Source organism: Luteibacter jiangsuensis (assembly GCF_030812295.1).
GTDB classification, from domain to species: domain Bacteria; phylum Pseudomonadota; class Gammaproteobacteria; order Xanthomonadales; family Rhodanobacteraceae; genus Luteibacter; species Luteibacter jiangsuensis_A.
The window spans coordinates 844,797-868,284 of the sequence record NZ_JAUSSK010000001.1 but is presented as its reverse complement, the minus strand read 5'-3'; the positions used below and the strand labels follow the sequence as shown (position 1 = coordinate 868,284).

20 protein-coding genes are annotated in these 23,488 nt (G+C 66.0%); 18 read left to right on the top strand and 2 right to left on the bottom strand.

The window, feature by feature from the left end; genetic code table 11:
* Window positions 1-60: 60 nt before the first annotated feature.
* From J2T07_RS03715 to J2T07_RS03695, 5 genes are all read left to right on the top strand, one after another.
* The gene (locus tag J2T07_RS03715) at window positions 61-549 is read left to right on the top strand and encodes an antitoxin Xre/MbcA/ParS toxin-binding domain-containing protein (protein ID WP_306847374.1); all 489 of its coding nucleotides are present in this window, start codon (window positions 61-63) and stop codon (window positions 547-549) included.
* A 355-nt stretch (window positions 550-904) separates the two neighbouring features.
* Window positions 905-3,121: a protease pro-enzyme activation domain-containing protein gene (locus tag J2T07_RS03710; RefSeq protein ID WP_306847373.1), complete on the top strand. Its 2,217-nt coding sequence runs from the start codon at window positions 905-907 to the stop codon at window positions 3,119-3,121.
* A gap of 157 nt (window positions 3,122-3,278) precedes the next feature.
* Window positions 3,279-3,842: an isochorismatase family protein gene (locus tag J2T07_RS03705; RefSeq protein WP_306847372.1), complete on the top strand. Its 564-nt coding sequence runs from the start codon at window positions 3,279-3,281 to the stop codon at window positions 3,840-3,842.
* The gene (locus tag J2T07_RS03700; RefSeq protein WP_306847371.1) at window positions 3,842-4,840 is read left to right on the top strand and encodes a GlxA family transcriptional regulator; all 999 of its coding nucleotides are present in this window, start codon (window positions 3,842-3,844) and stop codon (window positions 4,838-4,840) included. The genes J2T07_RS03705 and J2T07_RS03700 overlap by 1 nt, the downstream gene beginning before the upstream one ends.
* 8 nt (window positions 4,841-4,848) lie before the next feature.
* The gene (locus J2T07_RS03695) at window positions 4,849-5,370 is read left to right on the top strand and encodes a 2'-5' RNA ligase family protein (RefSeq protein ID WP_306847370.1); all 522 of its coding nucleotides are present in this window, start codon (window positions 4,849-4,851) and stop codon (window positions 5,368-5,370) included.
* A 12-nt stretch (window positions 5,371-5,382) separates the two neighbouring features.
* Here the strand turns inward: J2T07_RS03695 and J2T07_RS03690 are convergent, their stop codons facing one another.
* Both J2T07_RS03690 and J2T07_RS03685 read right to left on the bottom strand, forming a co-directional pair.
* Window positions 5,383-6,534: a GGDEF domain-containing protein gene (locus J2T07_RS03690; protein WP_306847369.1), complete on the bottom strand. Its 1,152-nt coding sequence runs from the start codon at window positions 6,532-6,534 to the stop codon at window positions 5,383-5,385.
* Between the two features lie 49 nt (window positions 6,535-6,583).
* Complete coding sequence (locus J2T07_RS03685; protein WP_306847368.1) at window positions 6,584-7,225, bottom strand: GIY-YIG nuclease family protein; 642 nt, start codon at window positions 7,223-7,225, stop codon at window positions 6,584-6,586.
* A 329-nt stretch (window positions 7,226-7,554) separates the two neighbouring features.
* Between J2T07_RS03685 and rimP the strand changes: the two genes are divergently transcribed.
* From rimP to J2T07_RS03620, 13 genes are all read left to right on the top strand, one after another.
* The gene (rimP, locus tag J2T07_RS03680) at window positions 7,555-8,070 is read left to right on the top strand and encodes a ribosome maturation factor RimP (RefSeq protein WP_306847949.1); all 516 of its coding nucleotides are present in this window, start codon (window positions 7,555-7,557) and stop codon (window positions 8,068-8,070) included.
* 45 nt (window positions 8,071-8,115) lie between these two features.
* Complete coding sequence (nusA, locus tag J2T07_RS03675; RefSeq protein ID WP_306847367.1) at window positions 8,116-9,630, top strand: transcription termination factor NusA; 1,515 nt, start codon at window positions 8,116-8,118, stop codon at window positions 9,628-9,630.
* A 133-nt stretch (window positions 9,631-9,763) separates the two neighbouring features.
* Complete coding sequence (infB, locus tag J2T07_RS03670; RefSeq protein ID WP_306847366.1) at window positions 9,764-12,649, top strand: translation initiation factor IF-2; 2,886 nt, start codon at window positions 9,764-9,766, stop codon at window positions 12,647-12,649.
* Between the two features lie 78 nt (window positions 12,650-12,727).
* A complete protein-coding gene (gene rbfA / locus J2T07_RS03665; RefSeq protein ID WP_306847365.1) occupies window positions 12,728-13,108 on the top strand; it encodes a 30S ribosome-binding factor RbfA in 381 nt (126 codons plus the stop codon).
* A gap of 267 nt (window positions 13,109-13,375) precedes the next feature.
* On the top strand, window positions 13,376-14,293 hold the full coding sequence (gene truB, locus J2T07_RS03660) for a tRNA pseudouridine(55) synthase TruB (RefSeq protein ID WP_306847364.1): 918 nt from the start codon (window positions 13,376-13,378) through the stop codon (window positions 14,291-14,293).
* 142 nt (window positions 14,294-14,435) lie between these two features.
* A complete protein-coding gene (rpsO, locus tag J2T07_RS03655; RefSeq protein ID WP_306847363.1) occupies window positions 14,436-14,705 on the top strand; it encodes a 30S ribosomal protein S15 in 270 nt (89 codons plus the stop codon).
* Window positions 14,706-14,735: 30 nt separating this feature from the next.
* Complete coding sequence (pnp, locus tag J2T07_RS03650) at window positions 14,736-16,841, top strand: polyribonucleotide nucleotidyltransferase (protein WP_306847362.1); 2,106 nt, start codon at window positions 14,736-14,738, stop codon at window positions 16,839-16,841.
* A 179-nt stretch (window positions 16,842-17,020) separates the two neighbouring features.
* Window positions 17,021-19,390, top strand: a complete 2,370-nt coding sequence (locus J2T07_RS03645) for a glycoside hydrolase family 3 N-terminal domain-containing protein (protein ID WP_306847361.1) — start codon at window positions 17,021-17,023, stop codon at window positions 19,388-19,390.
* Window positions 19,391-19,407: 17 nt separating this feature from the next.
* Window positions 19,408-20,346 (top strand): poly(R)-hydroxyalkanoic acid synthase subunit PhaE, encoded by a 939-nt coding sequence (locus tag J2T07_RS03640; protein ID WP_306847360.1) that lies wholly within the window; start codon window positions 19,408-19,410, stop codon window positions 20,344-20,346.
* 2 nt (window positions 20,347-20,348) lie between these two features.
* Complete coding sequence (locus J2T07_RS03635) at window positions 20,349-21,410, top strand: class III poly(R)-hydroxyalkanoic acid synthase subunit PhaC (RefSeq protein WP_306847948.1); 1,062 nt, start codon at window positions 20,349-20,351, stop codon at window positions 21,408-21,410.
* Window positions 21,392-21,928 (top strand): DUF2165 family protein, encoded by a 537-nt coding sequence (locus tag J2T07_RS03630; RefSeq protein ID WP_306847359.1) that lies wholly within the window; start codon window positions 21,392-21,394, stop codon window positions 21,926-21,928. The genes J2T07_RS03635 and J2T07_RS03630 overlap by 19 nt, the downstream gene beginning before the upstream one ends.
* 7 nt (window positions 21,929-21,935) lie before the next feature.
* Entirely contained in the window at window positions 21,936-22,949 is a 1,014-nt protein-coding gene (gene mtnA / locus J2T07_RS03625) for an S-methyl-5-thioribose-1-phosphate isomerase (protein WP_306847358.1), read from the top strand.
* Entirely contained in the window at window positions 22,946-23,359 is a 414-nt protein-coding gene (locus tag J2T07_RS03620; protein ID WP_306847357.1) for a GtrA family protein, read from the top strand. Before mtnA ends, J2T07_RS03620 begins: the two co-directional genes overlap by 4 nt.
* Window positions 23,360-23,488 lie beyond the last annotated feature (129 nt).

Sequence of the window (23,488 nt, the reverse complement as noted above, 5' to 3'; positions counted from 1 at the left end):
TCATGATTCTCTTCGGACGATGTGCGACCGTGTGAACCCATGGGTTCAACGGAGAAAATGATGATGGGTACCAGGGACGGCGAGGAACGGGTGAAGGCGTTTTGCCTCGATGTGGCACGTGCGGCACCCATGGAGCGGATAGACCGGGTACGTCGAGGTATCGCACCGGTATGGGTGAGCCGCCTGGCCAGGGCCATGCGTATCGCTGACGAACATCTCGTGCTCTATCTCGGTCTCGACCGCCGGGCGATGGCAAGGCGGTTGGCCGGGGGCGAGCGCCTTGCCCCGCACGACTCCGAAGCGATCGTCGCGACGGCGAAACTTCTTGGCGATACCTTCCTGGCGCTGGCCGCGGGTGGACAGGTCGTGCAGGAAGTCCACATAGCCAGGCAGCTGGGCATGTGGTTGCGCACGCCCACGCCGGATCTCGACCACCGTGCACCCATCCAGTACCTCGACGTGACGGAGGGGCGTGAACTGGTCGCGCGCATGTGGATCGACCGCTACACCTCCGCCGATGTCCGCAGGTTGGCCGGACAGGCTGCCTGACGATCTTCACGCAATAACTTGCGACCCCACCCGGCCCGATGCGCCGTGCGCGGGTGCCGGCACCGATGTGCCGTCGGGTCATTCCGCAGCCGATTTTTGTGGGTCACGTCACGGAGGGTCCTTTCGGACGTGTCCGCCGGGTCGTGGGGAAAGCCTGGCGAAAGCTCCTCTGCTCATTGCTCGTCCGCGCAGGGGGAGCAAGAGGCGGGACGGTGGGGGAATTCGTGATTTCCTGCGATGAACGCAGCAGGAGTCCGTCGGACCGGCGGGGAAGGTGCCGCTTAGCCATAACGCCAGCAGTGTCAGGGCTTCCGCCTTGGCGGAAGCAATCTACGGGCTAATGGAAGGATCAATCATGAAGATCGATGCATTTGCTTCAGGGATCATGCGTAAGACGGTACTGACGATGGCGATCGCGCTGGCGATGCCGTCCCTTTCCGCGCATGCGGAGGACGCGTGGGTATCCACGCATACGAGGGCGGCGATGCTGCCCGTGGCGGCGACGCAGGCGGCCGCCACCGGTTACGCACTCAACATGACCGGCTCCCCACATATCGACGGCACGACGGTGACGGCGATGGCGGCGGACCAGCCGCTGCACGTTACCGTCAGCCTCAAGCTGCGCAATCCCGACCAGTTGCAGGCTTTCCTGGCCGGCGTCACCACGCCGGGCAATCCGCTGTATGGCAAGTTCCTCACGCCGGAACAGTTCAAGGCGCGTTTCGCGCCGACCCAGGCACAGGTCGACGCGGTCGTCGCGCACCTGCAACAGGCCGGCTTCACGAATATCGACGTGGCGCCCAACAACCTGCTGGTGTCCGCCGATGGCACCGCGGGTACGGCGACCAATGGTTTCCACACGTCGATCAAGCGCTTCAACGCGAATGGTCGCGAATTCTTCGCCAACGACACCCCCGCACTGGTTCCCGCGGCGCTCGGCGATTCCGTCGATGCCGTGCTGGGCCTGCAGAACGTGTCGGTGAAACACACGCTGCACCACGTGTACAAGCCCGAGAACGTGACCGTGCCCGGGCCGGCGTCGAGCACGCTGGCCACCGCGGCCGTCACTTCGCACCAGCCGCAGGACTTCGCCGCCATCTACGGTGGTTCCAGCGTGCCGGCGGCGACCAACACGGCCGTGGGCATCATTACCTGGGGTTCGATCACGCAGACTGTGGCCGATCTCAACAGCTTCACGTCCAGCGCCGGTCTCGCCACGGTGAACTCGACCATCACGAAGGTCGGCAGTGGCACGTTCGCCAACGATCCCGACTCCAATGGCGAATGGTCGCTCGACAGCCAGGACATCGTCGGCATCGCCGGCGGCGTCAAGCAGCTGATCTTCTACACCTCGGCGAACGGCGACTCGAGTTCCAGTGGCATCACGAATGCGGGTATCACCGCGACGTTCAATCGTGCCGTGACCGACAATATCGCGAAGCTGATCAACGTCTCGCTCGGGGAAGACGAAACGGCGGCGGAGCAATCGGGCACGCAGGCCGCCGACGACGCCATCTTCCAGCAGGCCGTGGCCCAGGGGCAGACATTCTCCGTCGCGGCCGGCGATGCCGGTGTGTACCAATGGTCGTCCGATCCCTTGTCCGGTTCCCCCGGCTACGTGGCCAATTCCGCGGGCACGGTGAAGATCGACCTCACCCATTACTCGGTGAGCGAGCCGGCCAGTTCGCCCTATGTGATCCAGGTGGGCGGCACGCAGCTGTCGACCAGCGGCACCACATGGAGTGGCGAAACGGTGTGGAACGAAGGACTGTCGGCCATCGCACCGAGCCAGGGCGACAACAACGAGCGCCTGTGGGCCACCGGCGGCGGCACCAGCCTGTTCGAGACGGCGCCGTCGTGGCAGTCCTCGGTCACCAGTTCGACCAAGCGTGTCGGCCCCGACGTGTCGTTCGACGCCGCCTCGTCCTCCGGTGCGTTGATCGTCGTGAACGGCACGACGGAGCAGGTGGGTGGCACGAGCCTCGCCTCGCCCCTGTTCGTGGGTGCGTTCGCGCGCATCGAATCGGTGGCGAACAACGCCATCGGCTTCCCGGCCTCGAAGTTCTACCAGGCCTTCCCGACGCAGACCTCGTTGTTGCACGATGTGACCTCGGGCAATAACGGGTACCAGAGCCATGGCTATACCGCGGCCACCGGCTTCGACGAGGCGACCGGCTTCGGCAGCTTCGACATCGGCAAGCTCAACACCTATGCCCAGGCGAACTGGGTAAGCGGTGGCGGCACGACGCCGCCGCCCAGCAATGTGTTGCAGAACGGCGTGGCGGTGACGGGGCTGGCGGCGGCACAGAACGGCAAGGTCAACTACACGGTGGCCATTCCCTCAGGCGCGACCAATCTGAAGATCGCCATCTCGGGCGGCACGGGCGATGCCGATCTGTACGTGAAGTTCGGCGCGGCACCTACCACGTCGAGCTACGACTGCCGTCCGTACATCACGGGCAACACGGAAAGCTGCTCGTTCTCCTCGCCGCAAACCGGCACCTACTACGTGATGCTCAACGGCTATACCGCGTTCTCGGGCGTGACGTTGAAGGCGACGTGGACGAACTGATCGGCGTGTAGGCAACACCGCAAGAAGGGCGCCCGCTTGAAAGAGCGGGCGTTTTTTTGCCAGCATGGCGTGAAATGTCCGGTCTGCGTCCGTGCGTGGCCTGTCGGGCTGGTTCGGCGAAGCGGAAACTGGCGTCTCTTCCCGGAGGAAAACCGCCATGTCCCTTGCCGATACCGCCTTGATCGTCATCGACGCGCAGGAGTCCTTTCGCCATCGTCCCTACTGGCGCGATGACGACGTGGCTGCTTATATTGGCAGGCAGCAGGCCCTGGTCGATGGGGCGAAGCGGAGCGGGATTCCTGTCGTGCAGATTTTCCATGTGGAAGAAAGCGGGGTGTTTTCCGAAGCGTCGGGTTTCGTGACCACCCTGGCGCCGCTTCGCATCGACGCCGACGCCACGTTCCGCAAGCGCCGCCATAGCGCGCTGGTGGGTTCGGGTCTCGATGTCTGGTTGACGACGCACGGTATCCGGCGCCTGATCGTTTCCGGCGTGCGCACCGAACAGTGTTGCGAGACCACCACGCGCCACGCCTCCGACCTCGGTTATGACGTCGACTACGTGGGTGAAGCGACGCTCACGTTTCCGATGGTCGACGTGGAGGGGCGCGAGTGGAGCGCGGCGGAAATCCGGGCTCGTACGGAATTGGTGCTTGCCGGCCGTTTCGCGCGGATCGCCACGGTCGAGGAGGCGCTGGCGGGGATGCCGCACGCGGTCACCTGATGCCAAGACCCTCGCCGCGCCAGATACCGGTCTACGTGGTGGTCCCGCCGCGTGTTCTGCTGCTGGATGTCGCGGGACCGATCGAGGTATTGCGCAGGGCGAACCTGGAACAGGAAACCGTTCGCTTCGATGTCACCTATGTCGGAACCATGCGCACGGTCGGCAGTTCGGTCGGCCTGGACGTCACAGGCATCGGGGCCTTGCCTGCCCGTATCACGGAAGGAGCCATCGTCGTGGTTCCCGGCGCGGCGGATGTTCCGCTTGGCGTTGGCCGGACGACGGCCGCGCAGGACGACGCGAGCGAAGCTTCGATTGTCGCCTGGCTGCGCAAGGTGGTGAGGCCGGGCATGCGCGTGGTTTCGATTTGCTCAGGCGCCTTGCTCGTGGCCCGCGCGGGCCTGCTCGACGGCTACGAGTGCACGACGCACCACGGTTGCACCGCGCAGCTCACCCGTGCGGCGCCGGCCGCACGGGTGCGGGAGAACCGCCTGTATGTCGAGGATGGCGAACGCCTCACCAGCGCGGGGATCACCGCGGGGGTCGACCTGATGCTGCATCTGGTGGCCAGCCTCGTGGGGCCCTCCGTGGCGCTCGCCGTTGCCCGCTTCCTGGTGGTTTATCTGCGCAGGGCGGGCGGCGATCCGCAGCTCTCGCCATGGCTGGAAGGACGCAACCATATGCATGCCGCGGTCCATCGTGCACAGGACGCGGTGGCGGCCGATCCGGCGCGTGACTGGTCGGTCGCGTCGCTGGCCCGCGTGGCGGCATCGAGTCCGCGAAATCTCTCTCGTCTCTTCAATGAACACACGGGCATGAGCGTCACCGATTTCGTGAACCGCATGCGGGTCGCCCTGGCTCGTGAGTTGCTCACCGGTTCACGCCTGGATGTCGAGACCGTGGCGGAGCGGTCCGGTTTTGGCTCGTCACGCCAGCTGCGTCGCGCATGGGCACGCGTGAACGACCTGCCTCCAAGCCGGATGCGCGAGGTCGAGGTATAGACTGCACCATGAGCCGCACCCTGCTCGCACTGATGGTTCCGGAAGCCGAACCCCTCGTCGGCGACCTGCGCGCGCGGCTCGATCCCGCCGCGCAGCGTGGGCTGGGGGCACACATCACGCTGGTCTATCCCTTCGTCGACAGCGATGCCATCGATGCGGGCACGGTCGAACGCTTGCGTGCGGTCGCCCGGGCCTGCGACCCGCCTTCGTTCCGCCTGGACTCGGTGCGGACGTTTCCTTCCACCGTCTGGTTGAGGCCGGCGCCCGGCGGGGCGATCGTGGCGCTTGCCGCCTCCTTGGAGGCCGCGTTTCCGGAGCGGCCCCGCGATGACCGAGCGTTTCCCGATTACGTGCCGCACCTGTCCGTGGCCAGGAATGTCCGTGGTGACCGTCCCGTCATCGTGACGACGCTGGAGGATCGTTTACATGCCAGTGGACCGATCCACTGCACGTGCCGCGATGTCCACGTCATGGAGCGTGCCGCGCGCGCGTGGCGCAGCTTGCTGTCGATTCCTTTGGGGCAGCCCTGACCGCCGCTCCGGTCAGGCCGTCTCGACGCGGTTTCGTCCGGCGTTCTTGGCGCGATAAAGCGCTTCGTCCGCCGCCTGGATCAACTGGTGCACCCGTGTGTCGCTGGAGGCACACACGCCCACGCTGGTGGTGAAGGCGATGCTGGCATCGGAATATGAGGCGGGAGCCTCGGCCACCCGCAGCCGCAACGCCTCGGCGAGGCCGGCGGCGTCGCGCGGGTCCATGCCGGGAACCAGTAGCAGAAATTCCTCGCCACCATAGCGCGAGAAAAGCGAGTGCGCGGGCAGGCCGACCGACCGGATCACCTCGGCGAAATGCTTCAGCACCGCATCGCCGCCGGCGTGGCCCCAGCGATCGTTGATGGCCTTGAAGTTGTCCAGGTCGAAAAGCAGCGCGGCGTTCGGATAGCCGCGGCCCGATGCCAGTTGGCGGTTGGATTCCCTGAGCAAGGCCGAGCGGTTCAACAGCCCGGTCAGTCCATCGACCTCCGCCGCGCGCCGGAGGTCGTGGACCAGCCGCTGGGCCAGCATCAAGGTGAACCCGGTGCTGAGCAGGAACGTGCAGAGGATGCCGAACAGGTAGTTCGAGGCAGTCAGCACCGTCGCCAGCAGGGCGTGTGAATCCATCTCCGGATGCAGCGAAACCGCACCCCGCGCGAGATAGAAGAGGGCATCGATGATGAAGATCATCGCGGTGAAGGCGGCGCTGGTGCGCAATTCCCGCGGCGCGCGGAAGAGCAGCAGCCAGACCATCCACGCATCCCAGACAATGCTCTTGCCCCCGAATACCGCCGCTTCCACCGCCTGCGGCGGGGGCGCGAGGAGGAAGCTGACCTGGATGGCCAGGAAGAGCGTGATGACGAGTGCCGGCCAGCGCCAGCGCAGCGGCTGCCCGATATGGATGGCTATGCCAAGCACCATCGCGCCATTGGCCAGGGCGATCAGGGCGCTGCCGACGATGGCGGACAGGAAGGTCGACTTCTCGTCGTAGCCCTCGGCAAGCCCCGCCGCGGTGAGCATCCAGAACGCCGCCGCCCAGATGTGCAGCGCGAGCATCCCGCGCAGCACCAGGCTGAGCAGGGTGAAACTCAACGCGATGGTCACGCCCACCGCCAGACCGATGACGCCTAGTGTGTGGACGTCCAGCCCCGATACGCCGTCCATTCCCCGATCCCCCCATTCACCCTCGGGGCCATTCTAGGCCCAGAAAGCGCTAGCCGAGGTCCTTGCCGAAGAGGCGGCGATGATCGCCATGGTCGTACCAATGGGTGACGACGGCGGGGACCAGCGGGCGGACATCGATGCTGGCCGCCTCGAACATGGCCCAAGTGTCCAGCAAGCCTTGGCGGAGGCGTGCGGCATCCGTGTCGTCCGGGGCGTTGTGACGGGCCCAGTCGAGCGTGTCGACGATACGCAGCGACCAATCGTGGAGCAGGTCCGCGCGGGTCATGAGATGGGCCCGGAGCCAGGGCCGCAGGCCATCCTGCAGTGCCAGTCCTTCGGCCGCCGCGATGCTCCGTAGCAGGCCGGCCACCTCGGGGTGGGCGCCCCGGTACCACTCGGTATGCCCGCCCGCCGTGGCCGGCACCACCAGCGGGGCCATGGCGTGATATTCCGTGAAGGCGCCGATCAGGCGGCGCTCGATCCGCCGGGCCGCGGCGACACGCTCGGCGTCCACCAGCAGTCCCCGGTCGAGGTCGAAGAACTCGAAGAAGCGCCGGTGCAGGGTGCTGAACCGGGTGAACGGGTCGCGCGAGAAGCCCAGCTTGAGCAGGTCCTCGTCCCGGCACGGCACCACGTAGACGTAGGCTCGGCCTCGGGAGGCGAATCGGGGGTAGGGCGCGTCGTCCGTCATTGTGAAAGTATCCCCCGGGAGAGGGGTTGGCCAACTTGCATGAACCGACAAAAATGCGATAGAATTCGTGAATCTTAAGTGGCGTTGACAGCGGTTTCGGCCTTTCGTCAAGCGACGCTTCAAGGAACTTTCTTTTTACAAGAAAGCCTCCTCGTGAGGCTTTTTTGTTGGGCGCAAGGAGGCTCCCTGCGACACACTGTGAGCGCCGTCAGGGCATCGCGGAGGGCGCTGGAGGAAAGTGTCGGGATACATCGGCGACGAAAGGAATGGGCCGTTCGCGCCCTTTTTTTGTTTCTGGCGACCGGAAAACCGCAAAAACCGCAGGTAACGTGGATACCAACGCACTTTCACAGCGATTCTCGGACATCGTGGCCGATCTCGGTCTCGAGGTCCTCGGCATCGAATTCATCCCGTCCGGCGGGCAGAGCACCCTGCGCGTCTATCTCGACGTGCCCGGTGGCGAGCGCGAGGTCACGGTGGAGGACTGCGAGGCCGCGAGCCGCGAGTTCTCGGCCTTCCTGGACGTTGAAGATCCGATTCCCGGCAACTATGTACTGGAGGTCTCCTCCCCTGGCATCGACCGCCCCCTGTTCACGGCCGGGCAGTTCGCCCGCGTGGCCGGCCAGGAGGTCAAGGTGCTGCTGAAGGCCCCGATCGAGGGGCGGCGGCGACTCAAGGGCAACGTCGTTGAAGTAAACGGCGAGCACATTGTGGTCGAGGGCGAGGCCGGCAGATTCGAATTCGAGCATGCGGACGTCGAAAGCGCCCGCGTGGTTCCCGACTGGGTGGCCCTCGGCTATGCGCCGCAGCCGAAGCCCACGCCGGGCGGAAAGAAACCCAAATAACGAAACGACGGGGTGCCGCGGGGCATCCTTACGGGAGTAGCGGCAATGAGCAAAGAACTTTTGCTGGTAGTTGACGCGGTCGCCAACGAAAAGGGCGTACCGCGCGAAGTCATTTTCGAAGCCATGGAAGCGGCGCTGGCCTCGGCTGCCAAGAAGCGCTACCCCGATGAGGATCCGGACATCCGCGTCGAGATCGATCGCAACACGGGCGACTACGAGACCTTCCGTCGCTGGGAGATCATCGCGGACGACGGCGAGATGGAGGATCCGTCCTTCCAGATCCGTCTGATGGACGCGCAGGACGAGGCGGGCGAGGACGAAGTGGCCGAGGTCGGTGGCTGGATCGAGCACCAGATCGAGAACGCCGAGTTCGGTCGCATCGCGGCCCAGGCGGCCAAGCAGGTGATCGTGCAGCGCGTCCGCGAGGCCGAGCGCCAGCAGGTGGTCGACGCCTTCGCCGATCGCGTGGGCGAGCTGGTCACGGGTATCGTCAAGCGCGTCGAGCGCGGCAACGTTTACCTCGACCTGGGCAGCAACGCCGAGGCGTTCATCCCGCGCGACAAGACCATCCCCCGCGAGTCGGCCCGCGTGGGCGACCGCGTGCGCGGTTACCTCTATGAAGTGAAGTCTGAAATCCGCGGCCCGCAGCTGTTCGTTTCGCGCAGCGCACCGGAATTCATGATCGAACTGTTCAAGCTCGAAGTGCCCGAAGTTGGCCAGGGCCTGGTGGAAATCAAGGGTTGCGCCCGCGATCCGGGCGATCGCGCCAAGATCGCCGTCGTGGCGCACGACAGCCGCACCGATCCCATCGGCGCGTGCATCGGCATGCGTGGTTCACGCGTACAGGCCGTGTCGAACGAGCTCAATGGCGAGCGCGTCGACATCATCCTGTGGCACGAAAACCAGGCCCAGTACGTCATCAATGCGATGGCGCCGGCCGAAGTGCAGTCGATCATCATGGATGAAGAGAAGCACTCGATGGACATCGCGGTGGCCGAGGACAAGCTGTCCCAGGCGATCGGCCGCGGTGGCCAGAACGTGCGCCTCGCCAGCAAGCTCACCGGCTGGCAACTCAACGTGATGACGCAGGACCAGGTCACCGCCAAGAGCGAGGCCGAGCAGGCCGCCGCGCTGGCGCTGTTCCAGGACAAGCTGGAAGTGGACGAAGAAATCGCCAGCATCCTGGTGCAGGAAGGTTTCTCGTCCGTGGAAGAAATCGCATACGTGCCGAGCGCCGAGCTGCTGGCGGTGGAAGGCTTCGACGAGGACATCGTCGAGGAACTCCGCGCCCGTGCCCGCGACGCCTTGCTGACCGAGGCGCTCGCCGCCGAGGAAGGCGTGGAGGAAAACGCTCCGTCCGAGGAACTGCTCGGGATGGATGGCATGGATGAAGCGACCGCCTTCGCGCTGGCGGATCGTGGTGTGAAGACGCTCGACGACCTGGGCGACCTCGCCGTCGACGAGCTCATCGATATCGAAGGCATGACCGAGGAGCGCGCATCGCAGCTGATCATGGCTGCGCGCGCCCCGATGATCGCCCGCCTGGAGAAAGGTGGCTGAGCGCGAGACCGGAAGCGTCCTGGACGGGCGCCTCGAGGGAGGCCATGAGGTCTCCCGCCATGGATGGAGGCAGCCGTACGGGTCATCGTCGGCACGTAGGGTTACGCGCGGGAACGGCGGAGAATAAATAACGATGTCGGACGTCACTATCAAACAACTCGCCCAGCAACTGGGTTTGCCGGTCGACAAGCTGCTTGGGCAGCTTGGCGAAGCCGGAATGAAATTCTCCGATGCGGAGCAAGTCATCAGCAGCACTGAAAAGTTCAAGCTGCTTGGCTTCCTGCGTCGCACGCATGGCAAGAACGACGCCGCTCCGGAAGCGGACGAGTCGGCGCCGCGCCAGATCACGCTCAAGCGCCGCACCGTTGGCGAGCTGAAAGTGAACTCCGGCACGGGCCGGGGCGCTGGCGCGGCCAAGACGGTCAACGTCGAGGTCCGCACCAAGCGCACGTACGTCAAGCGCAGCGCGATCGCGGAAGATGCCGCACACGAGCCGGAGCGCGAGGAAGCCGCGCGCAAGCTGGCCGAGTCGCACGCCCAGCGCGAGCACGAGGAATCGGCGCGCCGCGAGGAAGCCGAGCGCCGTGAACAGGCCGAAGCGGCACGTCGCGAAGCCGAGGCTGAAGCGCGCCGCCAGGAAGAGGCCGCCGCGGAAGCGCGTCGCCAGGCCGAGGCTGAACAGGCCGCGGCGGAACGCGCACGCGCCGAGCAAGCACAGGCCCCGGCAGACGCTCCCGCGACGGTCGAGGCATCCGCGCCGGCACCGGCCGCCGCCGCGTCCGGCAACGACGATGGCGTGACCCATCAGACGGGCAAGCTCGATACGCGCTCGCTCGGCATGATCCTGCCGCGCATCCACGAACCGCGTAAACGCGAGCGCGTGATCGCCAAGCCGGCGCCCGCTCCGGTTCCCCCGCCGGCACCCGCGCCGGCGCCCGCACCGGCTCCGGCCGCCGCGCGTCCCGCGACGCCCGCGCCCGCCGCACGCCCGGCACCGGGCGCGGTGGCGGCTGCCAACGATTCGCGCGGCAACGCGCGTCCGAAACAGGGTGGCGGCGGCGGTGGCGGCGGTGGCCGCGATCGCGAGGCGGGTGGCAAGCGTTTCGCCGCTGGCGAACTGCACCTGTCCGACGCCGACCGCGCGCGCCGTTCCAGCGGCAATCGCCGTGGCGGCAAGGCCAAGGGTCGTGCCGAGGCACCTCGTGGCGGCGCTTCGTCGGGCGGTCCGCACGGCTTCACGCGGCCGACCGTCGCCGTGGTTCGCGACGTGGTGATCGGCGATAACAACCTCGTCGCCGAGCTGGCGCAGAAGATGGCCGTGAAGGGCGCCGAGGTAGTCAAGGCGCTGTTCAAGATGGGCGTCATGGCGACCATCAACCAGACGATCGATCACGACACCGCGGCGCTCGTCGTCGAGGAACTGGGCCACAACCCGGTCCGCGCGACCGATAACGACGCGGAAGCCGCGCTGGCCTCGCACACCCAGAGCGTCGAGCTCGAGGGCGAGAAGGTCACGCGTCCCCCGGTGGTCACGATCATGGGTCACGTCGACCATGGCAAGACCTCGTTGCTGGATTACATCCGCCGGACCAAGGTCGCCTCGGGCGAAGCCGGCGGCATCACGCAGCACATCGGCGCGTACCACGTCGAAACCAGCCGCGGCGTGATCACCTTCCTCGACACCCCGGGCCATGCCGCGTTCACCTCGATGCGCGCACGTGGTGCGCAGTCCACGGATATCGTGGTGCTCGTGGTCGCCGCGGACGACGGTGTCATGCCGCAGACGCAGGAAGCCGTGCGTCACGCGCGCGCCGCCAAGGTGCCGCTGATCGTCGCGGTCAACAAGATGGACAAGTCCGACGCCAACCCGGACAACGTGAAGCAAGGCCTCGCGAACCTCGAAGTCATCCCGGAAGAGTGGGGCGGCGACACGCCGTTCGTGCCGCTTTCGGCGAAGACCGGCGACGGTGTCGATGCGCTGCTCGATGCGATCTCGATCCAGGCCGAGATCATGGAACTCAAGGCCGTGGCCGACGGCCGCGCCTCGGGTGTCGTGATCGAATCCAGCCTCGACCGCGGCCGTGGTCCGGTGGCGACGGTGCTGGTGCAGCAGGGCACGCTGAAGAAGGGCGATTTCGTCGTCTGCGGTATCGAATACGGCCGCATGCGTGCGCTCGTGGACGAGACCGGCAAGCAGGTGAACGAAGCCGGCCCGTCGATTCCCGTGCAGGTGCTGGGCCTTTCCGGCGTGCCTGAATCGGGTGACGACTTCGTCGCGGTCGAGGACGAGCGCCTCGCCCGCCAGGTGGCCGCCGAGCGTCAGCAGAAGCGTCGCGAGAACCGCCTCGTCTCGAAGTCGAACCGCCTGGAAGACATCATGGCCCAGATGGGCCAGGGCGAAGGCCAGCAGACCCTCAACATCCTGGTCAAGGCCGATGTGCAGGGTTCGGTGGAAGCGCTGCGCGATTCGCTCACCCAGATCGGCAACGACCTGGTGAAGGTGAACGTGATCTCGTCCGGCGTGGGCGGCATCACCGAGTCGGAAGCCACGCTGGCGGCGGCCTCCAAGGCGCTGATCATCGGCTTCAACGTCCGTGCCGACGCGTCGGCACGCAAGGTGATCGACACCAACGGCCTCGATGTCCGTTACTTCTCGATCATCTACGACGTCATCGACCAGGTGAAGCAGGCGGCCTCCGGTCTTCTCGGCATGGAAATCCGCGAGGAGATCATCGGCATCGCGCAGGTCCGCGACGTGTTCCGTTCGTCGAAGTTCGGCGCGGTGGCGGGTTGCATGGTCACCGAGGGCTTCGTCAAGCGGTCCAAGCCGATCCGCGTGCTGCGCGACAACGTCGTCGTGTTCCAGGGCGAGCTGGAATCGCTCCGCCGCTTCAAGGAGCTGGTGGACGAGGTCCGCAACGGCATGGAATGCGGTATCGCCGTGAAGCAGTACAACGACGTGAAGGTCGGCGACCAGATCGAGTGCTTCGAGCGCATCGAAGTCGCACGCACGCTGTAACAGCGGGCAATGCGCCTCCCCGGCATGCGCCGGGGAGGCTTTATTCGTTAATGCACCCCATAAAAACTGGAGGCGGATATGCCGTCCCGTGATTTCAAGCGCACCGACCGCGTCTCCGCCGAACTCCGGCGCGAGATCGGCCTCCTGGTGCATGCCGCGGTACGCGACCACGCGTTGCCGTCGGTCAGCGTGTCCGACGTGGAAGTGACCAGGGACCTGGACTGGGCCACGGTGTGGGTCACCGCGCTGATGCCCGAGCAGTCGGTCGTCGCGGTCAAGGCATTGAAGGAACTGGCCCCGGAATTCCGTCGATCCCTGTCGCGCTCCATGCGTCTCCGCCGGGTGCCCGAGTTGAAGTTCAAGTACGACGAGTCCGTCGACACCGGCGAGCGGATCGAACGCCTGTTGCGCGAGAACCCGGTCCCCCCGGCCGAACCCGAGTCGTCGGACGAGACCTGAGTCGTCGGACAATACAAGACCTGAGTCCATGGGCTCATGTGGGAGCCGCTTGACATGTGGGAGCCGCTTCAGCGGCGACAGGATGCTCGCGACAAGGTTGCCCGCTGCCGCGGGATCGCCGGCATAGCCGGCTCCCACCAGAGCCACGGCTCCCACATATAGCCACGGGCGGCAGACCATTTTCGGTGGGAGCCGACCCTGTCGGCGATGGCCCGCCTGTCGCCGAACCGCCGTAACCATGACGTACCGCCTCCTTTTCCGACCCTCATGAACCGCCGAACCTTTCGAGACATCCACGGCATCCTCCTGCTCGACAAACCGCTGGGCCTGAGTTCCAACCAGGCCTTGCAGACGGCTCGCCGGCTCGTGGGCGCGGCCAAGGGCGGGCATACGGGCAGCCTCGATCCACTGGCGACGGGATTGCTGCCGCTCTGCTTCGGCGAGGCCACCAAGATCGCCGGCTGGCTGCTGGGGTCGCGCAAGGCCTATGAAGCGGAGGTGCGCCTGGGCGTCAGCACCACCACGGCCGACCTGGAAGGCGAGGTGGTCGAGACACGTCCGGTACCGCCACTGGACGACGCGATCATCGAGGCCGCCCTGGCGCCCCTGCGCGGTCACATCGTCCAGGTCCCGCCGGCCTATTCGGCGATCAAGCAGGATGGCGTGCCGCTGTATGTCCGCGCCCGCCGCGGCGAAGCCGTGGATGTCCCGGCCCGCGAAGTCGACGTCTACCGCCTGGACGTGCTCGATCGCGAGGGCGACACCGTGCGCCTGCTCGTCGAGTGTGGCTCGGGCACCTATGTGCGCAGCCTGGCGGTCGACTTCGGCGCGAACCTGGGTTGTGGCGCGCACCTGACCGGGCTGCGCCGGCTCTGGGTCGAACCTTTCATGGCGCCCGCCATGGTCACGCTCGACCAATTGCGCGAGGCTGCAGAGACGGGTCCGGATCAACTCGAGGCCTGTCTCTTGCCCGTGGACGCGGGCCTGGCCCATATCCCCCGGGTGGATCTCGACCCGGACCAGACCCGGGTGCTGGGCTTCGGCCAGCCCGTGCCGCTGGGGCAGGGCGCGGACCCGGGCCGCCGCGGGGTCTGGGGCGCCGACGGGCGCCTGATGGCCTTGGGAGAGGTCGGCGAAGACGGTATCCTTCGCGTCCTCAGGGGATTCAACCTGCCGCCCGTCTGACCGGGCTTGTTGCCACTACGCGCAGGACGTTACAATTACGTGCTCGTTTAACGGCTTTCATCAAAAGCGAGGCTTGCGCAACTTCACCGGTACCCGTTGAGGTTGCGCAAGTCTCGCACCCGCTTTTAAGGAATCGATACACATGTCGCTCACCGTCGAACAGACCAGCCAGATCATCAAGGACTACGGTCGCAAGGAAAACGACACCGGCTCGACCGAAGTCCAGGTCGCGCTGCTGTCCGCGAACATCACCGCGCTGCAGGATCACTTCCAGGCGCACAAGCAGGACCACCACTCGCGTCGCGGCCTGCTGAAGATGGTCAACAAGCGCAAGACGCTGCTGGCCTACCTCAAGAAGAGCGACCTCGCTCGCTACCAGACCCTGATCGAACGCCTCGGCCTGCGCCGCTAAACCACCGGAACAGGACGAGGAGAGATCGAAGTGGCGAAAGTAACCAAGTCATTCCAGTACGGTAGTCACGAAGTCACACTGGAGACGGGCGAAATCGCCCGGCAGGCCTCCGGTGCGGTCATGGTCAGCATGGGCGGCACGGTCGTCCTGGTGACGGTCGTCGCGGCCCCCAAGGCACGCGAGGGCCAGGACTTCTTCCCCCTCACGGTCGACTACATGGAGAAGTTCTACTCCGCCGGTCGCATCCCGGGTGGCTTCTTCAAGCGTGAAGGCCGTCCGACCGAGAAGGAGACGCTGACCTCGCGCCTCATCGATCGTCCGCTTCGTCCGCTGTTCCCGGAAGAGTTCCGCAACGAGATCCAGGTCATCGCACAGGTCGTGTCGTTGAACCCGGAAGTCGACGGTGACATCCCGGCGCTGATCGGTGCCTCGGCCGCCATGACGCTCGCCGGCGTGCCCTTCAAGGGCCCCATCGGCGCGGCGCGTGTCGGTTACGCCAACGGCCAGTACATCCTGAACCCGACGGCTACCCAGCTGAAGACCTCCGACCTCGACCTCGTGGTCGCCGGCACGGCCAAGGCCGTGCTGATGGTGGAATCGGAAGCCAAGCTGCTCAGCGAAGACGTCATGCTCGGCGCGGTGGTCTTCGGCCACCAGCAGATGCAGGCCGCCATCGACACGATCAACGCCTTCGTCGCCGAAGCCGGCGCCAAGTCGTTCAAGTGGGAAACCCCGGCCGCGAAGACGGCGCTGTACGACGCGGTCAAGGCCGTTGTCGGCAACCGTTTCGCCGAGGCCTTCCAGATCCGTGACAAGCTGGCCCGCCGCGATGTCATCGGCGCGTTGAAGACCGAGGTGAAGACCGCGCTCGCCGCCCAGTCCGAAACCAACGGCTGGACCGATGGCGACATCGGCGCCGCCTTCGGTGAAGTCGAGTACCGCACCCTGCGCGACGGCGTGCTGTCGACCAAGGTCCGCATCGACGGCCGCCAGCTCGACGACATCCGCCCGATCTCGGTGCGCGTCGGCGTCCTGCCGCGTACGCACGGCTCGGCGCTGTTCACCCGCGGCGAGACGCAGGCCCTGGTCGTCGCCACGCTCGGCACCACCCGCGACTCGCAGATCATCGACGCGCCGGAAGGCGAGTGGAAGGACACGTTCCTCTTCCACTACAACTTCCCTCCGTTCTCGGTGGGCGAAACCGGCCGCGTCGGCAGCCCGAAGCGTCGCGAGATCGGCCACGGCCGCCTCGCCAAGCGCGGCGTGCAGGCCGTCAAGCCGACGATCGAAGAGTTCCCGTACGTCGTTCGCGTCGTCTCGGAAATCACCGAGTCGAACGGTTCCTCGTCGATGGCCTCGGTCTGCGGTTCCTCGCTGGCCATGATGGACGCGGGCGTTCCGCTGAAGTCGCCGGTCGCCGGTATCGCGATGGGCCTGGTGAAGGAAGGCGACGACTTCGTCGTGCTCTCCGACATCCTGGGTGACGAAGACCACCTCGGCGACATGGACTTCAAGGTGGCCGGTACCGCCGATGGCGTGTCCGCGCTGCAGATGGACATCAAGATCGAAGGCATCACCGAAGAGATCATGCGCACGGCGCTGGCCCAGGCCAAGCGCGGCCGCGTGCACATCCTCGGCGAGATGGCCAAGGTGATGAGCACGGCCCGTTCGGAAATGAGCGAGTTCGCGCCGCGCCTGCTGACGATCAAGATCCACCCGGACAAGATCCGCGAAGTGATCGGCAAGGGTGGCGCCACCATCCGTTCGATCACGGAAGAGACCGGCACCACCATCGACATCACCGACGATGGCAATGTCGTGATCGCGTCGGTCAACCGCGAAGCCGCCGAAGCCGCGCGCAAGCGCATCGAGCAGATCGTCTCCGACGTCGAGCCGGGCCGCATCTACGAAGGCAAGGTCGCCAAGCTGATGGACTTCGGTGCGTTCGTCACGATCATGCCGGGCAAGGATGGTCTGGTTCACGTGTCGCAGATTTCCAGCGAGCGCGTCGAGAAGGTTTCCGACAAGCTCAAGGAAGGCGACCTGGTCAAGGTCAAGGTCCTGGAAGTCGACAAGCAGGGCCGCATCCGCCTGTCGATGAAGGCCGTCACCGAAGACGAAAACGTCACCGGCTGATCCCTGGCTTTCAGCGTTGAATAAAGACCCGGCATCGCGAGATGCCGGGTTTTTTTGTGTTGGTTGTGGGGCGGCTCGGCGAAGCCGAGCCAGCAAGGTTTACCGGAACAGCCGCAAACGTTTACATTCCGGGGGTCATCCCCGTCGCTGAAAGCTGGCGACGCTTCCCCGGAGAATGCATGAGCTTCCGATTCCGTCCCCGCCTGTCCACGCGCATGCTCTCGCTCGGCGCATCGCTAGCCCTGGCCGGTGCCGCGTGCGCTACATCGGCAGGTGATGCCGCTGTCGTTCCCGCGTCGAACGCGCAGCTGGTTTCGCCGGAGATCGAGCGGAAGGTGGACGCGCTGCTGGCGCGGATGACCCTGGCCGAGAAGATCGGCCAGCTCGTGCAATACGGTGCGGGCGGTGCGGCCACGCCTGCCGACGGCAATGCGGTTGCCGTCAATCCGGAGACGCTCACGCAAGTCGACGCGATGGCGTTGGCGCGGAAGGGCGAGTTGGGTTCGATGCTCAATGTCGTCGGCGTCGCGAAGACCCGGCCGTTCCAGGAAGCCGCCCTGGGCAGCCGGCTGGGTATTCCCCTGCTGTTCGGTGCCGACATCATCCATGGCTACCGCACCATCTATCCGGTTCCCCTGGGCCTGTCCGCGACATGGGATCCGGCCCTGGTGCAGGAGGTTTCGCACATGGCCGCCGTGGAGGCGACGACCGGCGGCGTGAAATGGTTCTATTCGCCGATGGTCGACATCTCGCGTGATGCGCGATGGGGGCGTTCGACCGAAGGCGCGGGCGAAGATGCCTACCTGGGTGCGGCCATGGCGCGCGCCTACATTCGCGGTTACCAGGGTACGAACCTCACGGACCCGGAAAGCGTGGCGGCGTCGGTCAAGCATTTCGCGGCGTATGGCGCAGCCGAGGCCGGGCGCGAGTACAACACCACGGACATGTCGGACATCCGTTTGCGCCAGGTCTATCTGCCGCCTTACCGCGCGGCAGTCGAAGCCGGCGCGGCGACGATGATGAGCGCCTTCAACGCGCTCAACGGCGTGCCCGCCACCGCCAGTTCGTATCTCATGACAGACATCCTGCGCAAGGAATGGGGCTTCGACGGCTTCGTGGTGAGCGACTTCACCGCCGTGATGGAATTGACCCATCATGGCATCGCGTTGGACGCCGCCACGGCGACCCGAAAAGCGCTGCAAGCCGGCGTGGAGGTGGACATGATGAGCCACTTCTACGACACGCAGATTCCGAAGCTGCTGGAGGAAGGCAAGCTGTCGATGGCGACCGTGGACGAAGCGGTACGGCGGGTGCTGCGGGTGAAGTTCGCGCTGGGCTTGTTCGAGCACCCCTATGCTCGCGGCACCGAGGTGGTGCAGACCGTCGATGCGCATCGTCCTCTCGTGCGGCGTGCCGCCGAGGAATCCTTCGTGCTGCTCAAGAATGGAGGACAAGGCTCGGCGCCGGTGCTCCCACTCGACCGTCGCGTGAAGACACTGGCGCTGATCGGCCCGCTCGCCGATGCGGCCAGCGAGATGCAGGGCGCATGGGGCGGCGCCCAGCACTTCCCCGATGTGGTCACGCTGCGCGGCGGGCTGGCGGCGCGCATGAAGAAACAAGGCGGGGAATTGCTGTATGTAAAGGGCACCGATATCGAGACGGATTCCGAAGCGGGGTTCGCCGAGGCGATGAACGCCGCCGCCAAGGCCGATGTGGTGGTGATGGCGTTGGGCGAATCGTCGCGCATGAGCGGCGAAGCCGGTTCGCGCGCGCACCTGGATCTCCCGGGCAACCAGCAGGCCTTGCTCCAGCGGATCGTCGCGACGGGTAAGCCCGTGGTGCTGCTGGTGTTCTCGGGCCGTCCCCTCGTGCTCGACTGGGCCGACCGGAACGTCCCCGCGATCATGGCCATGTGGTTCCCCGGCACGGAGGCTGGCAACGCGGTGGCGGACGTGCTGTTCGGCGACGTCGCCCCCAGCGGCAAGCTGACGATGAGCTTCCCCCGCGCTGTCGGCCAGGAGCCGCTCTATTACAACCAGTTCCCGACCGGCCGTCCGCCGGGCGATGCGGATCTGTCGAAGCCGCCGTCGCGCGGCACGGCCTTCATCTCGCGCTACATCGACGTGCCGAACGATGCGCTGTACGCCTTCGGCCATGGCTTGTCCTACACCACGTTCGGCTATTCGGACGTGCAGGTGTCGCGCGCCCGCGTGCCGTTGGTGGAAGCGAACAACAAGAGCGCGAAGAACCTGATTACCGTGACCGCCATGGTGAAGAACACCGGGCAACGCGCCGGCACGGAAGTGGTCCAACTCTACGTACGCAACCTGGGTGCCAGCGTCGAACAGCCGGTTCGCAGCCTGCAGGGGTTCCAGCGCGTGGCGTTGCAGCCCGGTGAATCGAGGCGGGTAACCTTCCAGCTCGGCTTTCCCGAACTGTCGTTCTGGAACGCGAAAAGCGAGGAGGTGGTCGAACCGACGCGATACACCGTCTGGGTGGGCGGCAGTTCACGGGCCGATCAGCAGGCGACGTTCGAGATCGCGCCCTGACGGCGTACCATACGCGCATGGCAGACAAACCGACCGATTTCATCGAACAGTACCAGGCCTTTGTCCGCCAGGGCGTCGAGGCCTGGGCGAAACAGCTCGATCCGAAGACCGCTCCCGCGGAGAGTTCGCCGGTGACCGATGTCATGGGGCGGCTGTTCGCCGGCCTTGGTGGATTCGGCGACTGGATGCGATCCATCGCCGGTGGCGAGCCGCCCACCGCGGCCTTCACCGGCGGCATGCCGCCATTCGGCCATGGGCCCGGCGTGCCGCCCGAATTCGACGATTGGGCGCGTGCCGCCAACGACACGCTGTCGATGCCGGCCTTCGGCCTCACTCGTGAGCAGCAGGAAGAACAGCAGGCGCTGCTGCGCGCCTGGATCGACTACGCCGGTCACTACCAGCGTTACCAGGCGCTGCTGCAAGGCGTCCATGAGCGGGCGAACGCGGCGTTGCGTGAACAGGCGCCGCCCACCGACGCCGACTCCATGCGCTCGGTCTACGATCGCTGGGTGAACCTCGCCGAGGAAAGCTATGCCGAGGCGGCGCTGTCGGAAGAGTTTCGCGAGGTCTATGCCGCGCTGGTGAATGCGCAAATGCGCCTGCGGGTGCTCCAGCAGCGGCAGGTCGAACGGATGGCCGTGCAGGCGGGCATGCCCACGCGCAAGGAAGTGGATAGCCTGGGCGAGCGCCTGCAGGCCGCTCGCCGCGACCTGCGCCATATGCAGGGGCTGGCTGCCGAGGTCGCCGCCCTGAAGGCCGAGGTGGCCAGGCTTCGCGGCGCCAGGGTGGACGTAAAGATGGCCGAGCCGAACCGCTCGAAAAGGAAACCCGCGGCGACGGCGAAGAAGGTGGCCGCGGCCGCGAATCGCGCCGGTGGCATGAAGGCCGTGGCGAAGACGAAGGCCGCATCGACGGCCAGCAAGCGCGCCGCGACGACCAAGGGCAAGGCACGATGAGCATGCCTCCGTTCCCGTTCGACCCGGAACGGGCGCGTGCCGAGGTCGAGGCGTTCCGGCGCAAGCTCGAGGCCGGGCTGGAGACACTGAAGCGGGTGGGGCCGATCGAGCTCGGTATCACGCCGCGCGAGGCGGTCTACACCGAAGACAAGCTGACGCTCTGGCATTTCAAGGGTGAGAAAGCGCCCACGGCGAAGGTCCCCTTGTTGATCTGCTACGCGCTGGTCAACACGCCGTGGATGATCGACCTGCAGGAAGACCGGTCGATGGTGCGCAACCTGCTCGAACAGGGCGAGGACGTATACCTGGTCGACTGGGGTTATCCGGACGGTGCGGATCGCTGGCTCACGCTGGAGGATTACATCGACGGTTACCTCGACCGTTGCGTGGGCGTGGTGCGTGAACGCCATGGCATCGAGGCGGTGAACCTGCTCGGCATCTGCCAGGGCGGCGTGTTCTCGCTCTGCTATGCGGCGCTGCATCCGGAGAAGGTGCGCAACCTCGTCACGATGGTGACGCCGGTGGATTTCCACACTCCCGACAACATGCTTTCGCACTGGGCGCGCAACGTCGACATCGACTTGTTCGTCGACGCGACCGGCAACGTGCCTGCCGACGTGATGAACTTCGCGTACCTCACGTTGAAGCCGCTGCGCCTGAACCAACAGAAGTACATCGGCCTCGTAGACATCCTCGACAACCCGAAGGAAGTGGAAAACTTCCTTCGCATGGAGAAGTGGATCTTCGATTCGCCGGACCAGGCAGGGGAGGCGTTCCGGGAGTTCGCCCGCGATTTCTTCCAGAAGAACCTGCTGATCAAGGGTGAGGTGCGCATCGGTGGACGCCGGGTCGACCTCAAGACCATCACCCAGCCGGTGCTGAACGTCTACGCGGAGCAGGATCACCTCGTTCCGCCGGCGGCGTCGGCGCCGCTGGGCAAGGCCGTCGGCAGCGAGGACTACACCGCGCTGGCTTTCCAGGGTGGTCATATCGGCATCTATGTCTCCGGGCGCGCGCAGAAGCAGGTGCCCCCGGCGATCCATGCGTGGCTCGCGGATCGATGATGGTTCGGCTGGCGAAGATCCTGCTCACCCTGGCGCTCGCCGCCTTCGCCTTCGTGGTGACCTACGACAACCTGGTCGATTACGGTTCGAACTTCGCCTTCGTGCGGCACGTGCTGTCGATGGACACCACGTTCCCCGGAAACGCGCTGATGGGCCGCGCCATCACCAGCCCGGCCCTGTGGCATGTCGGTTACGGGCTCATCATCGCGGCCGAGGGCGCGACGTGCGTGCTGTTGTCGCTGGGTGCGGTTGCGCTCTGGCGTGCCCGGCGCGCGAGTGGCGCCCGCTTCGACGCGGCCAAACGCTGGGTCGTCGCCGGCTGCACGCTCGGTTTCCTTGTCTGGTTCTTCGGCTTCATGGTGGTCGGTGGTGAGTGGTTCGCCATGTGGCAGTCGAAGGTCTGGAACGGGCAGGAGGGGGCGTTCCGGTTCTACATGGCCTTGCTGGGCGTGTTGATCTTCGTGAACCAGCGCGACGGCGACCTGGAAGAGCATCGCCACTCACACCCCATGCGATAATCGCCGCATGAACTCCCACGCCTCCCACGATTCCATCCGTGCCGTGCAGTGGCACGGCGACCGCCTGCGCCTGCTCGACCAGCGCCGCCTCCCCGCCGAGGAGACCTGGTTCGATTGCACCTCCTCCGACGACGTCACCCAGGCCATTCGCGATCTCGCCGTGCGCGGTGCGCCAGCCATCGGTATCGCGGCGGCCTGGGGCGTGGTGCTCGCGGCGAAGGCCGGCGCGAACCTTCCCCTGGCCATGTCCACGCTGCGTGCCGCGCGTCCCACCGCGGTGAACCTGATGTGGGCGCTGGATCGCATGAACCTGCGTGTCCTCGAAGGAGCGGACGCCGCCGCGCTGGAGCGCGAGGCACAGGCGATCCAGGATGAAGACCTCGCCGCCAATCGGCACATGGGGCAGTTGGGCGCCGCCCTCATCGAGCCGGGCTCGCACGTGCTCACGCATTGCAATACCGGCTCGCTCGCCACGGCCGGCTATGGCACCGCGCTGGGCGTGATCCGTGCCGGCGTGGCGTCGGGCCACATCGAGCAGGTGTACGCCGGGGAAACACGCCCCTGGCAGCAGGGTGCGCGCCTCACGATGTGGGAACTGGTGCGCGACGGCATTCCGGCGAAACTCATCGCCGATTCGGCGGCCTCGCACCTCATGAAGGACGGCAAGGTGAAGTGGGTGATCGTCGGTGCCGACCGCATCGCCGCCAATGGCGACACCGCGAACAAGATCGGTACCTACCAGCTCGCCATCGCCGCGCGCCATCATGGCGTGAAGTTCATGGTCGTCGCGCCATCCACCACGGTGGACATGGCGACCGCGACGGGTGCCGATATCGAGATCGAATTGCGCGATGCCACGGAACTGTTGTCGGTCGGCGGCACGCGTACGGTGATCGACGGTGCGGACGCCTGGAATCCCGTCTTCGACGTGACACCGGCTGAACTGATCGACGCGATCGTGACCGAGCGCGGCGTGATCCTCCGTCCCGACGAAGAGCAGATGCGGATCCTGTTCCCGTGACACGGCTGCGCCGCGAGGTCGCGCTGTTCGCGGTCGGCGGCATCCTCGGGCTGGCCGTCGACGCCGGCATCGCGCAATCGCTTGTCGGCCTGGCGGGTTGGAACGTCTACACCGCGCGCGTCGTTTCCTTCCTCAGTGCCGCCACCGTGACATGGTGGTGGAATCGCACGCACACCTTCGCCCACCGCGATTCCGGCCGTGGCCATCGTGCCGAATGGCTGCACTGGATGGGCCTGATGGCGCTCGGCGCGGTGATCAACAACGGTCTGTACGTGCTTGCCTTCAAGGTGTTTCCCGCCTTGCACGCCTGGCCCGCGGTGGCCGTGGCGGTGGGCTCGGCGGCGGGTGCCGTCGCCAATTTCCTGCTGGCTCGCGCGGTGCTTTTCCGCACCGCCAGGACATCGATATAAGTCGTTGAATTTGCGTGGTTTTTTGCTGTCATTTCCACGCCCGATGTGATATGATCCTTGGGTTGAGCCGACGGCATCGCGCAAGCGCGATACATAGGGCCGGCGGGGGTATTTTCACGGACATCCAGG